At 39.2% G+C, this 13,354-nt stretch carries 12 protein-coding genes and 5 pseudogenes; 9 read left to right on the forward strand and 8 right to left on the reverse strand.

The window, feature by feature from the left end:
- Positions 1-277, reverse strand: a pseudogene (locus CDZ78_RS15550) (IS66 family transposase); the annotation flags it as partial.
- A gap of 324 nt (positions 278-601) precedes the next feature.
- Between CDZ78_RS15550 and CDZ78_RS15555 the strand changes: the two are divergent.
- The gene (locus CDZ78_RS15555) at positions 602-1,204 is read left to right on the forward strand and encodes a c-type cytochrome (RefSeq protein WP_087870824.1); all 603 of its coding nucleotides are present in this window, start codon (positions 602-604) and stop codon (positions 1,202-1,204) included.
- A gap of 111 nt (positions 1,205-1,315) precedes the next feature.
- Positions 1,316-1,600, forward strand: a complete 285-nt coding sequence (locus CDZ78_RS15560) for a hypothetical protein (protein WP_087870825.1) — start codon at positions 1,316-1,318, stop codon at positions 1,598-1,600.
- A 508-nt stretch (positions 1,601-2,108) separates the two neighbouring features.
- Here CDZ78_RS15560 and CDZ78_RS15565 read toward each other — a convergent pair.
- From CDZ78_RS15565 to CDZ78_RS15580, 3 genes and pseudogenes are all read right to left on the reverse strand, one after another.
- Entirely contained in the window at positions 2,109-2,747 is a 639-nt protein-coding gene (locus tag CDZ78_RS15565) for a hypothetical protein (RefSeq protein ID WP_087870826.1), read from the reverse strand.
- Between the two features lie 295 nt (positions 2,748-3,042).
- A complete protein-coding gene (locus CDZ78_RS15575; protein WP_244559272.1) occupies positions 3,043-3,693 on the reverse strand; it encodes an IS6 family transposase in 651 nt (216 codons plus the stop codon).
- A 154-nt stretch (positions 3,694-3,847) separates the two neighbouring features.
- Positions 3,848-4,323, reverse strand: a pseudogene (locus tag CDZ78_RS15580) (PLP-dependent cysteine synthase family protein); the annotation flags it as partial.
- A 267-nt stretch (positions 4,324-4,590) separates the two neighbouring features.
- Here CDZ78_RS15580 and CDZ78_RS15585 point away from each other — a divergent pair.
- From CDZ78_RS15585 to CDZ78_RS15600, 6 genes and pseudogenes are all read left to right on the forward strand, one after another.
- Entirely contained in the window at positions 4,591-6,120 is a 1,530-nt protein-coding gene (locus tag CDZ78_RS15585; protein WP_140414109.1) for a hypothetical protein, read from the forward strand.
- Positions 6,121-6,845: 725 nt separating this feature from the next.
- A complete protein-coding gene (gene greB, locus CDZ78_RS15590) occupies positions 6,846-7,358 on the forward strand; it encodes a transcription elongation factor GreB (protein WP_087870829.1) in 513 nt (170 codons plus the stop codon).
- A 63-nt stretch (positions 7,359-7,421) separates the two neighbouring features.
- Positions 7,422-8,144, forward strand: coding sequence for a DUF445 family protein (locus tag CDZ78_RS15595; RefSeq protein ID WP_087870830.1), 723 nt, complete (start codon positions 7,422-7,424; stop codon positions 8,142-8,144).
- Positions 8,145-8,546: 402 nt separating this feature from the next.
- Positions 8,547-8,695: pseudogene (locus CDZ78_RS24355) on the forward strand (transposase); the annotation flags it as partial.
- A gap of 77 nt (positions 8,696-8,772) precedes the next feature.
- Positions 8,773-8,955: a hypothetical protein gene (locus CDZ78_RS22155; RefSeq protein WP_167374336.1), complete on the forward strand. Its 183-nt coding sequence runs from the start codon at positions 8,773-8,775 to the stop codon at positions 8,953-8,955.
- 30 nt (positions 8,956-8,985) lie between these two features.
- On the forward strand, positions 8,986-9,417 hold the full coding sequence (locus CDZ78_RS15600) for a hypothetical protein (protein ID WP_307190508.1): 432 nt from the start codon (positions 8,986-8,988) through the stop codon (positions 9,415-9,417).
- Positions 9,418-9,852: 435 nt separating this feature from the next.
- On the opposite strand, the gene CDZ78_RS15605 is transcribed toward CDZ78_RS15600, so the two are convergent.
- The 4 genes and pseudogenes from CDZ78_RS15605 to CDZ78_RS15625 form a co-directional block, all read right to left on the reverse strand.
- Positions 9,853-10,257, reverse strand: a complete 405-nt coding sequence (locus tag CDZ78_RS15605; RefSeq protein ID WP_087870831.1) for a copper chaperone — start codon at positions 10,255-10,257, stop codon at positions 9,853-9,855.
- A complete protein-coding gene (locus CDZ78_RS15610; protein ID WP_140414110.1) occupies positions 10,254-10,844 on the reverse strand; it encodes a DUF1326 domain-containing protein in 591 nt (196 codons plus the stop codon). Before CDZ78_RS15610 ends, CDZ78_RS15605 begins: the two co-directional genes overlap by 4 nt.
- 208 nt (positions 10,845-11,052) lie before the next feature.
- Positions 11,053-11,433, reverse strand: a pseudogene (locus CDZ78_RS15620) (carbonic anhydrase); the annotation flags it as partial.
- A gap of 37 nt (positions 11,434-11,470) precedes the next feature.
- Positions 11,471-12,125 (reverse strand): annotated as a pseudogene (locus CDZ78_RS15625) (DUF938 domain-containing protein).
- Between the two features lie 636 nt (positions 12,126-12,761).
- Between CDZ78_RS15625 and CDZ78_RS15630 the strand changes: the two are divergent.
- A complete protein-coding gene (locus CDZ78_RS15630) occupies positions 12,762-12,962 on the forward strand; it encodes a DUF2934 domain-containing protein (protein ID WP_087870832.1) in 201 nt (66 codons plus the stop codon).
- Positions 12,963-13,354: the final 392 nt, after the last annotated feature.

Consider the following 13,354-nt stretch of genomic DNA (forward strand, 5'->3'; position numbering starts at 1 on the left):
TTTTACCTGCAAAATCATCAATTCTAGTAATAATCGGTAATGAAGCTGACTGCGATAATAAGCGAAAGCAACCCGATATTTTCTGTTGAACTTTAGTCATCCGAATCGAATTTTCAGCAGCATTATTGGTAAATGGCACGTAGGCGATTGTCATGAAGCGCAACACATCCTCTTCAAAATCAATAAGCCTTTCAAGTAAGTTTCTCGCCTTACTGCGTTTTATTCGTCCCCGTTTTACTTCTTTTGGTTTATCGGGCGGCGGGCATTCTATTATCGCCCTGGAAAAAGGTGTTTCAGACTATCGTAAAATGGACATACTTGGGTATTGTCTTGATATTTCTGCGGCTTGTGTTGTTCGCTACCCTTATGGTATCCGGGAGAGAATTCAGCAGTATGAAAAAGAATATCTTCTGAAATTATTTGCTGAATTTAATATATCTCCTCACAAAACTACTGAGTTTTTGTGATTTTTTTAACACTAGTAGTGGATATGAAAGGGAGTATGCTTGTATATGGGCTTATGCATTTGAAATAAACTATTAATAAGTCTCTGTTTTAAGTAAAATAGTTTTATTATTAACTTCAGGAAATAGTAATATTTATGAATAAAAAAGCAACAGTATTGGCTTTAGCTCTGGCCTCAATATCAAGCATTCAGGTTACTGCACAAGCAGTAAATGTTGAAGCAGGAAAAGATGCTTTTGAAACCTGCAGAGGATGTCATACTTCACCAGGTGCTAGTAATGTCTACCCGACCTATTATGTGCCTAAAGTAGGTGGGCAAGTTGCTGCTTATACAGTGGCCGCATTAAAAGCGTACAAAACATCAAATCGCCCACATCGTACAATGATGGCAAATACTTATGATTTGTCTGAGCAAAGAATAGAAGATATCGCTGCTTATTTAGCAACTGAGACAAATGGCTCAGCAAGAGCTATCGCAAATGGTGGTGATGCAAAGAATGGTAAGCAGTTAGCAGCGGCTTGTATGGCTTGTCATAATGATGATACTAACACGGGTGCCAGCAACCCAAGATTAGCAGGTCAGCATGCAAACTATATGGAAAGAGCAATGCAAGAGTACCAGTCAGGTAAGCGTAAAAATGCATTAATGCAATCGATGGTACAAGGCTTATCTGCTGACGAGGTCAAGGATATCGCTGCTTATTTCACTAGTTTAAAAGGCTTAACAGCTGTTAAATAATGGATTTGTAAAAGGCAGGTATCTATTCTGCCTTTATAAAAGGTCCATGCAAACAGGTGTTTTTTTAAATATTCAAGTGCCTGAACACAATATAATAAAGAGAAATTAAAAATGGCAGAGACAGTAGAAGAGCTAACAGTCACTTATGAAGATGGCGGTATAGAAACCGTTAAAGAATTAGATAAAAAGGTATTGACCAAAGGTGCATGGGCGACCGTGATTTACCGTTATCAAGACTGGAACAGGAGCAAAGAAGAATATAGCCCTGATAAGTTTACTATTCGCCGCTATCAAAAACGGGATGGCGAGTATCAGCAAAAATCAAAATTCAATATCTCCAGTGAAAAGCAGGCTAGAGAGATTATCATTGCTTTGCAAGACTGGCTAGGGGAGTAGGTTAAGCCTTACTTAGGAATAAACCTATAGACCCTGTGGGTAATGCTGCTTACTTAGGTGGTTTCTTTCAAAGAACATACCAGCTTACTTGTCTTTTTGCCCTTCTTTGGCGTTGCGACTACAGTTACATAGCGCAATTATGCGCCTGTAATCGCGCCCCCGTATCAAGTACGGGGCAGGCTTTGAAGATGAACAAAAATCCTGCGTATCTGGTATATTATTTTCCGACAATCACCTTAAGAATTTATTGATTAAATTTCAATAAGATAAGGCGTAGGTTGGGTTAGAGTTTTTACAAAGTAAAAAAACGTAACCCAACAACACGCTGATTTATATTGAAATACTGGGTTACGTTATCTGTGCTTCGCTTGATAAGCTAACCCAGTCTACGATTATAAGTTGTTGTTTATTTTAGTATTATTTCTTAAGTAAGCAGTGTTAGACCTTGGGGCACTGCTCTTTGGTCAGCATGTCATACAGCAGAATAAAGAACTGTTCCTTTTTTACATCAAGCAAACAATTTCCCCCAGATACGTTGAAAAAAACCTGGCTCTAACAGTTTTTTTATGTGTTGTGTGTCACCTGAGTCGGGTGATATTTCCTGTAATTTAGCAAACAATTCTTTAGCCTGTTCAGTTTGTTTTTTCTGAATATAATACTCACAAATGACAGATGTCAGGCCTGTGTACTCAGTGTAATGAAACTGATTTCTTTTCGGGTAAAGGTTTTTTAACTCAAAATGATTTTCAAAGATTTGGGGAATCTCATCAGGCTCATTTTCAGCTAAACATAAACGCGCATAATTACAGCGAGAAAATATATTTTTGGGGTTTTTCTGATAATTCTCGGTAATAATCTGTTTTTGCTTTTCCGGATCTACTCGCCCATATGCAATTGCTAAACAACTATAAATTAGTGGCAGAGGATATTGCTGTTTTAATTCTAGCAAGCGTGGGATAACTTCAGCTCCATTAACTTCTGCTATTTTAGACAGCTTGTTAAATTCATCTTGTACATCTTGCGGAAGATTGCGAAAGCGCTGATCTAAAATGGGCGCGCTCGTCAGTTGGTACGACTCTTCGGTGGCCTTATTGTAACTAGCGGTATGTGCTGTTGCTCTGCTACTAGCTCTGGTTTTTTTTGACATAGAGGGAGTGTAATATGGAGATTGTTTGGTTAATAATTGAACAGTGATTAAGTTATTTGATCGATATCAGCTTTTAAATTAGGCCATTTGCTGAAAGCAAAGAACCATATCATAGCAACATTCAGGATTGGAATTAACAGGCATAAAACAAAAAGTTTAGGGTAGCCCGCTTTTTCAACGATTTTACTACCCAGCCATAAAGTGAAAAGCATAAACAAGAAAATAAGTACATACTCCATTATTCTTGCTGTCGCAAGAACTTATTATGACGGTAAAGATTGGTCATAACCGACCTTTATGCAGCTAATGAATAAAACTGTCCTGCAGGAGACAAACCATCCCCTCCGAACATTTGTCCTTTTTTGATCATTTTCATTATCTCAATACCTGCTAATGTTTTTTGGGCGCTATGGAAGTTTTTAAAACCCAACATAGGGCGAGTTATTCGTTTAATGTTCCTATGATCTTGTTCGATAATATTATTCAAATATTTACATTGACGGATTACAATGGGTTCCACTTTAGGGGCATCTGAGTCTTCCTTGTTGATGCTATTAAGCGCTGCTTTATTGGAACCACTCTTATCAATATTGACCAATTCAGGACGGCCATTTCTCTTAATGGCTTTCTTAAAAAAGCGCTTGGCTGCTTTCGTATCACGCTTTGCGGTGAGTAAGAAGTCAATGGTATTGCCTTCTTTATCAACGGCACGATAAAAATATTTCCACTCTCCTTTGACTTTAATATAGGTTTCGTCCATCCGCCACCGCCGATTAACAGGACGCTTCTTTTTATGAAATTCTTTCTCTAATTCAGGTGCATAATTTATCACCCACCGATTAAGGGTGCTGTGGTCAACATGATAGCCTCGTTCTTCAGCTATTTCCTCAAGATTGCGATAACTGAGTGGATAAGCCAAGTACCATCTGACATTTAGGAGAATGATTTATTTTTCAAAATGACGCCATTTAAAACTAAGCATATGAACCTTATTTTATTCGAATTGTGACTCATGATAGCAGGTAACGCGGAGAAGTGAACTTTATGCGACAGAACCCCCAAAACAAGCTTTCGCAAAAATAGCGACTCCCCGAAATTTTTCCATTGGTTGCTGACCAGATTTCCTGGGCAGTCGTTAGGCGGTGAACTTCTGGGTTGGCAGGATTTTCAAATTGTTGCGGCATAAAGCCATTATCTGTTTGTGCAAGTATTTTCGTGGCTTTATTAATAGCGCCATTCATACCCTCGGGGCCTGGAGTTAAAACGATTTCTGCACCATATAAAGCCAATAATTGTCTACGCTCCACTGACATTGTTTCCGGCATGGTTAAGATACAATGATATCCGCGTGCAGCGGCAACCATTGCCAGGGCAATACCAGTATTCCCTGATGTCGGTTCAATGATGCTTCAGCAGCAGTAATCATCGCTAGACCGATACGATCTTTTACTGATCCGCCAGGGTTGCCAGCTTCAATTTTGATCCAGACATCAGCAGAATTTTCTTCTACGATATGATTTAATTTTACCAGTGAAGTGTTACCGATTAGTTGAGTAATGTTTTGTGCAGTTGTTATATTTCACCCTTTTATGTACTAAGTCATTAAGATAATTATTTTTTTAATTGGCAAGCGTTGCTTGGATTGATAATATACTAAATTGAACAAGTGGACTAGCGTAGAGCCGACCTTAGTCCGTATTTTAGTTTAAATAGACATGAGTGATCTATTTAAACTGGAGAATATGAAGGAAAAAGTCTGAGAATTTTACGCTTTTTTGTCTTAAAATATTTGAACATTAGGTATCCTCAGTCCTCTAGGATACTTTTACAAGAGATGAAACCTATGCCAACAAACTTATCTGAAATACAACAACTTCTTGCTGACTGGTATTTATTCGTTTTGGATAACCCCCTATTTGTAGGTGTCCTGGTGGTAGTTACCTGGGTATTAGCCGCTATTATTTATAATTTTAAAATTCTGTTGTTAAAAAAGAAGCAGAAAGCTGAAGGGCAGTTGCACCTAGAAGTGCAAAGCAAGTTGTTGACTGCTGAACAACAAGCAAAGGAACAGCAAGAAAAGCTGGCTGCTGGCGCTGAACAAATGGCTAAAGATAAGCAGTTAGCGACAGAAATTCAGGATAAAGTTGTGCAGCGCAACCAGAGAATTGTCGAAAATATTCGATCTATTGCAAGCAGATTTGATTTAAGTGAGCAACTTGTTGGCGTAAGCAAAGAAATGAAAGATGAATTTATCTGGCAACAGCAAGATAATATTATTCAGCAATTAACTGATAAAGTGAACCTTGCACAACAAGAAAAAGAGACCCTTCAGGCTGTGCACCAGAAAGAAATTGCTCAAGTGAGTGAAAAGGATTCTGTGATTTCTAATCTACAGAGTTCACTAGATACGCAAACCAAACAGTTTGTTCAGTTAGAGCAAGCAATTGAAATGCAAAAGCTTGTTCAGAAGCAACAGCAAAAAGAAGTACAACAACAATTAAGTAATACTCTGGAAAAGCACCAGCTTGACTTTACTCAGCTTATTAATGCAGTGCAAAGTCGCCCACCATCTCTTGAGCTTGATACGCAAGAAAAAAATAATCCGGAAGAGGGCGTACAACAAGAAGGGATACAGCCTGAAAAAATTGTTGAGCAGCAAATTGTTGAATTCAGCGCAGTCGAAAATGTGAGTGATACGAATGTTAATGATATAGCAAGTGAAGCTATCGAGCCAGTCACAGAACTAGAAAGTGTTATTGAACAAATTGACAAACCTGAGCAACTTGTCGAGCCTGAGGTAGTAGTACCACCAAAGCCACAGAATAAGGAAGTACAAGATCTTCTGGATATCGCTGAACCTACCTTCAGTACACTAGCAGAAAATGAGGTTAAACAGTCTGAGTCAGAGATAGAAAATATTGAACCAGATTATGCTAAATCCAGTTTGAATGTTGCTGGAAAATTCAAGAATTTGCTGGGGAAAGTTAAAAAATCGAATGTTAAAACAGAGCCAGAGCCTGAGAAAAAAGTTGAACTATCAGCGAATGAAGGTTTGACAGCTCCTGCTACAAATGAAATTAAAACTGAACCTAACTTAAAGGTGTCTGGGAAATTCAGAAATTTAATGGGAAAAGTTAAAAAGCCAAAGCTTAAGACTGCGCTAGTACCTGAGTTAGAGCCTGAACAAAAGATTGAAGCATTTACAGTTGAAGAATTAAATGTTCCAGAAGCAGAGCAAAAAATTGAAATCTTTACTACTGATGATCTGACAGTTCGTGAAGCTGAAACAGATGTAGCTGAACCAGATTATGGAGCATCAAATTTTAAAGTGCCAGGGGCATTTAAAAAACTATTTGGCAAAGCAAAGAAATAAGCAGCATAAAGAACGAAGTATATAGCCTTGTAACATACAGCTTGTTACAGGGCACAGTTTTAAGCAAGAAGGCAGCTTATCGATAAAAGTCTGTCTTAGGAATCAAAATTAATTAATATCCGAAACTAAATAGTAGCCCGTATGAAGCGGGCGGAATGCGGGAAATAGGAGTCTCTGTTCATTCTGTATTACGCAGGCTACATTCGCTGAAAATCCTGGAAACGGAGCTTAAGCGAAGTGAAGATTTTTAGTCCGTGATAGCGATAGGGCCGGGTGTTTTCTCGAAGCGTCTTTTTGCGTAGATAAAATACAAGGCATTCCGACATCGCGTCAAGCCATTTGAGGTAACTAAATAAAAACCCCTCTAGGGTAATAGCCTTGTAACATACAGCTTGTTACAGGGCACAGTTTTAAGCAAGAAGCCAGCTTATCGATAAAAGTCTGTCTTAGGAATCAAAATTAATTAATATCCGAAACTAAATAGTAGCCCGTATGAAGCGGGCGGAATACGGGAAATAGGAGTCTCTGTTCATTCTGTATTACGCAGGCTACATTTATATCCCGATTTGATACTTTCGAATTTTATTAAATCCTCATTCCTTAGCTATACTGGGTATCCAGAGGAATGACGAGCTTCTAACATAAAGCTGTTTCAAGTTTTATTTTAATGACTGAAAGTTGTATGACATCAGTTCCATTCAAAACCACCTTATTTAAATGCTTATATGGCACGCTGGAAAGCACCCCGACCCAAATCATCCCCCTATATTACTCCTGCTGGTTACCAACGTTTAGAGAATGAATTGAAAGGTTTATGGCATAAACGTAAGGATGTGGTTACTGCATTATCTGCGGCAGCAGCTGAAGGTGACCGTTCGGAAAATGCTGAGTACATCTACCGAAAAAAAGAACTACGTGGTATCGATAGTCGTATTCATTTTTTACAGAAACGAATGCCATCTCTTAATATTATTTCTGAAACGCCTGCGGATCAAGATAGAGTATTCTTTTCTGCCTGGGTACTGTTAGAGAATGATAAAGGGGAAGGGTTGTTGTACCGTATCGTGGGTGCAGATGAGTTTGAAATGAATAAATGCTATATCAGCCTTGACTCTCCATTGGCTAGAGCCTTATTGAAAAAAACATTTGATGATCAGGTGATGATCCGCAATGAGTTTCAGGAGACAAGGTACACCGTGTTTGATATTCAATATGGACCTGAATTTATTGCTAGCTAGCATCAATTAAACGCAAACCTCCATCTTATTTATTTCCCATATTTTTACTAAATTTAAACATCAATGAAGAAAATATTTAATAAAAGCTTTATCACAAACTTTCTTGCGGCTTTAATTATCGCTGCAGGGTACTTTTCACCTGTCTATGGTGAGCTGATTAAAACCATTGGTTTTTTTGCCTTATCTGGTGCGCTGACAAACTGGATAGCAATTCATATGCTATTTGAAAAAGTACCTTTATTATATGGTTCGGGTATTATTCCCAATCGTTTTGAGGAGTTTAAAGACTCGATTAAAGATTTAATGATGCACCAGTTTTTTACTGTGGAAAATGTTGAGCAATTTATTGAAACTGAAGAGCAGCAAGGAGACAAAGTATTAAATCTTGAGCCTTTATTAGCGGCAGTAGATTATGACCGGATTTTTGAAGGTTTAATTTCTTCTATTATGGAATCTTCTTTTGGAGCCATGTTACAGATGATGGGAGGGGAAGAGGCATTAATTCCTTTAAAAGAGCCTTTTACTGCAAAAATACAAGTGACTTTGACGGAAATGGTTGAGTCAGATAAATTTAAAGCAGCATTAAAACAAGGCTTAAATGCACATCAAATTGGTGAAGATATTATTAGCAAAATTGAAACAGTGATTGATAAGCGCCTTGCTGAATTAACCCCTGAGCTGGTTAAAGAAATGGTACAGAAAATTATCCGTGAGCATTTAGGTTGGTTAGTTGTCTGGGGTGGTTTTTTCGGAGGCTTAATGGGCGCTGCTTTTTATTTTGTTTAGCCTGAATACTCTTTACAGCTAGGCGTCTCGGTGCAAATGGAAGGATATACTTCGTGCGGCACGCATAACTGGGGTCACATAACTGGAGTCAGAGTAAAGTTAAATGTGATAAACTTATGGAGCTGGAAATAAATAAACGTCCACTATTGGGCAGGATTTTTGTTCGTATTCAAGGCGTAGTAACAGGCGTATAGCTGGCTACGCAACTGTTACTACAACGTAGAAGACGGACAAAAAGACCAGCAATCTTGGATGATGTGTGTTTCCATCTCCCTTACCCCTAAGAATCAAAAAACTTATTTCAGAAGGAAATTAATGGCTTGACTCCCGAGAATCACGCCAGCAGGTGTGCCAGTGCATCTTGTACAGCGAGGAAAAAATCGCCAGGGCTGTTATGGTTCTGAGGCAGAGCAGTACCTGCTGGAAGTCTTCGATACATAGAACTCAACCCAGTGAGAGCAGGCATGGTGACTGGTTCTGCTGAATACTCTTGGCCAAGTTACCAGATTAATGCAATGGGGAAGTCCTCTGATTTATGCACACCACACCCATATAACGGGGGTCAGAGTAAAGTTAAATATGATAAACTTACCCTAAGAATCAAAAAACTTTTTTCAGAAGTAAATTAATGGCTCGACTCCCCAGAATCACGCCAGCAGGTGTGCCAGTGGATCTTGTACAGCGAGGAAATAACCGCCAGGCCTGTTATGGTTTTGAGGAAGAGCATAACTGGGGTCAGAGTAAAGTTAAATGTGATAAATTTATCCCTAAGAATCAAAAAACTTATTTCAGAAGGAAATTAATGGCTTGACTCCGGAGAATCACGCCAGCAGGTGTGCCAGTGGATCTTGTACAGCGAGGAAATAACCGCCAGGCCTGTTATGGTTTTGAGGAAGAGCAGTACCTGCTGGAAGTTTATCGATACATAGAACTCAACCCAGTGAGAGCAGGCATGGTGACTGATCCAGCTGAATACTCTTGGTCAAGTTACCAGATTAATGCATTGGGGAAGTCCTCTGATTTATGCACACCACACCCAGAGTATTTGAGCTTAGGCAAGACAGAGTATGATCGGCTGAAAAGCTACCGAGCATTGTTTTCTCATCATGTGGATGATATTCTTCTGGAAGAGATTAGATCAAATACAAACAAGGGGATGGTAATTGGTAATGATTACTTTAAGCAGCAAATGACTACGCTTACAGGAAGGAGGTTAGTACTTGATACAGGCGGTCGACCTATTGGCTGGCGAAAGGCTAAGAACAGAATTTAACTTTACTCTGACCCTAGTTATTTCAGTCACATGGATGTGAACGATGCCATCCATGGCACTGGATACCCGCTTCCCTGCGGGTATGACGGGGTGATTGGTACATTATGTAACTTGGTTTTGATGCATGAAACTGTGCAGTATGGTCTCACTATATTATCTTGATAATTTCCATAAGGCTTTGATTTTATTATGCTGAGATCAGGTGTTCTGAAATTAGATCAAATACAAACAAGGTGATGGCAATTGGTAATGATTACTTTAAGCAGCAAATGACTACGCTTACAGGAAGGAGGTTAGTACCTGAGACAGGCGGTCGACCCATTGGTTGGCGAAAGACTAAGAACAGGATTTAACTTTACTCTGACCCTAGTTATTCCTAATTTTACAGTTGCATTTTACAATGGTACACATTGCGTCTAATCGGGAAACTATTTGTTATATATTGGTATTATCCATCATGCCGGAAAGCCACTGCATACTCTGTAATTGCCATTGCAGTAATGTTAATACAATGCTAAATACAAACCAGACCAGCAAATAGGCCAGGCTGAAAAGGTAGCTAAAGGGCGTGTCACTCCCATAACGTTGCTGACAGACGTTACTGAAGGCTTGAATCATCGGTAGTGCAGAAGGTAGCATCATGGCTGCCCACATAATATAAACTATGACAAAATCACTGATTTGCCACTGCCAGGCTGTGTTGGGAGGCATCCACATTTGTGACATTGGTAAAGTGCGCATTTGCCAGTGCTGATAAATAAGCAGGCTCCAAGCAGATAGGGCAATGGCAATGAGCAGGATAAGAACTTTGGGAACAGGCAGAGAACTTACAGTATTCATGGCTGATAAATAAAATCAGAATAATAGCCGTTACGATCACTAAACTGCCAGTTCTTATCAAAATCCTGATACTGATATTGTCTGGATTTAGCAACTGTAGAAGGGTGGCTACTGACGACGCATAGAGGTGGGTTGCTAATACTCGACTCAGCACCGGTAATACCCTGAATTCCTTCTATTTCAGCCTGGGCAATGCCGGGAATAGACATAAAGCGTTTATTTCCGTCTTCCTGATAATCAATTTTAACTTTTTTAATACCTAATACATCGCTCACAAAGCTCATAAGAATAGCTAAATGACCTCCTTGCTGGCCACTGAAAATTTGAGTAATCGCTTCAAACTGAACGTCATCTGCTTGTTCGTCTATATATAAAGCCGCCTGCCAATTACCCTTTTTCATATTATCAGGCGCATAACAGGCCAGTGCGACATTAAGATTATTCAGTGTTTGATTTTCAAGGTAGCCGCTTTCTATATGCCATGCGACCAATAATTTGCAGTCACCTTCAGTGGGTGCCTGTAACCATACGCAAGGACAAGCCGTTTCACAGTTACAGGTTTCAAATAACTGCCTTGTAATTTCCATTTTTTTGCTTCACTCATTGTTATTACCTAAAAAGGTTCTTTAAAAGGTCTGAGATCTAATTCATGGGTCCAGGCACTAGAGTGTTGGCTATGAATAGCTCAGTTAGTTTCTGCTATAGCCTCTAAATTCAACAAACCCTCCTTACCATTAGCTGGGTAATAGTCTGGAAATTGTTTAGTGGCACGGTCACCATCAATGATGGTATGTCCGGACCATCACAACTGTCGTGCCAGCCACCAGCATCAACTGATGATGTCTTTAAGCTGCTATCCAGTAGTTCGTTCATGATATCGTTGGCGTTGGTGAAAGTTTCCATGTCTCAGCCAGCGTGGTGAATAACAAACCATTCACGGGTGCCCAGCAATTTGTATGAAATGACTAAAGAGAAAGTCGCATCATCGCTGGCACGGCCCCCGCATTGCGAATAACGTGCGCATCACCTTCAGCTAAGCCGCATATATATAGCAGGATCAAGCCTGGCATCCATGTATGTTAATATGGGGCCTGGAGGCATAGGCAGATCGCCTTTATTAAAATCATTACTGTATTCATGGTTTGCGAGTAAAACTTCATTGAATGTTTTTGACATAATTAAAAATCCCGTATTGTTATTTGATGTGGTGTAACTAAATTTTTCCGAAAATAAGAGAGAAATTATTTGCCGGCATATCGATTTGTTCTTTTAATTCTAGTCCATGTTTTGCAGCTGCAGATTTTAAATCAGCAACATCTTTTAAGCCCCACTCAGGGACTCCTGCAGAACTTATAGTATTGTGAAATTCCTGGTTAGAATCGGTACTAAATTTACCTTCGACTTGAAAAGGTCCGTAAATTAATAAAAAAACCGTCGTTATTAAGCAGGTGCTCAGCGCACTCCATCATGCCATCAGCAATGGAAATAGGGGCAACCTGAAAAATATTGATGCAGAAAATGGAAGCAAATTTCCCTTTCATATCTGTATTAAACCAGGTTTCCGGATTGGATAAATCCAGGTGTATTGGATCAGCGATATTGTCATTTCCATGTTCAGTGCTTAGGTTTTTAATATTGTCAAAAACCTCAATATCTTTATCTGAAGGATGAAAATGCAAATGTTCAAAATGTGGCGCAAAGAAATTGACATGCATACCACTTCCGCAGGCCATTTCCAGCACGCGGCCTGAATCTTTAGGTAATTTTTCCTTTAATACACCGAGGATAGGCTGGCGGTTACGGTTTCCAGCCCAGGCGACATATTCACTTAATGGGTGCGGGTCTAAAGGGGGTTTTTCAGTGCTCATATTGGAACCTCATTTCATAATAAATAATGTTTCAAGGGGGCGAAGAAATATTAAACCAGCGAGTCATCGTGTTACGGATCATTAATCTTCGAAACCTTATTTTTTCTATCAGCATGTTCCGTACCATATTTCATTCTAATACAAAACAATGACTTATGACTTTGTGTTTTCTATGTTGTGAGGTTGTAATTCAATTATTGAAAATTAACTTCACACTATACTCATGCCTGTCAATCAGCATCAAAATTTTGCCAGTTTATTTTAAAAACATCGTCTAGTTTTACCAGTACTAATTCATACTTTATTGTTTTTAAATCATCTTATAAATTTATTGGCTGATAGACTGACGCTGATTAACACGTGAAATTAAAAATGCGTCACGTCAACGTCCTTAGCTTTCAATCTGGATATACTGAGATTTGTGAAGATTCCGAGTGCCAATGGCGAACAGAATGTCGGAAATTAATTGCTGCATGGCATCAATGAAAAAGCATAAAAATGGGGTTAAGCTGGTTTGGTTCTTTTATATGTCAGCTAATTAAGTTGGTCAAATTGCTGTGTTCTAAGCTAAATGCTGTTATAACAAGAAATAAGTAAAGTTGGATTAATCAGGCCCAATTAATTTAGGAGTAGAAAATGACAACCGACTATCTGCTACAAAGTAGTTATAAAGATGACATAAATCATCTAGATAAGTTTCGAAGAATGATTGCGGTGCGTGCGTATTACAAAGCCGAAAAAAGAGGTTTTGCTTCTGGTCATGAGATAGATGACTGGCTTGAAGCTGAACAAGAGGTTAACAAACAATACTTCTATCGGACTCAAGAGGAGTGGTAACCTGATTGAGACTATGCCAGTCTAATTGATGCTTAAGGTTTGCAATAATCAGGCTCGCCAATAGTGACAGTAGTCTTTTTACCTCACCTCGACCAGAGATCGACAGGAGAATCTGTCAGGCACAAAAAAGGTCTGGAGAGAATTCCACAGCAGGCCTTTAAAATTGGCTTCAGAAATGGTGCCCAAGGGCGGGATCGAGCCGTCGACACGAGAATTTTCTGTCCTTAAAAGACCAGTGTAGGCTTTATTAACCGAGGGCGAGAGCTCCTGCTAGTTGTGTGAAAAGACCAGAGAGGGACTGGGTTTAATTTGCTGAGAATCTACCAGAGACACCTTAAAAAGAAGGCTCTATGTGAATCCTAGTGGGTAGTGCGATAATGATACCATGAATA

This window comes from Bathymodiolus platifrons methanotrophic gill symbiont (assembly GCF_002189065.1).
Taxonomy (GTDB): Bacteria; Pseudomonadota; Gammaproteobacteria; order Methylococcales; family Methylomonadaceae; genus Methyloprofundus.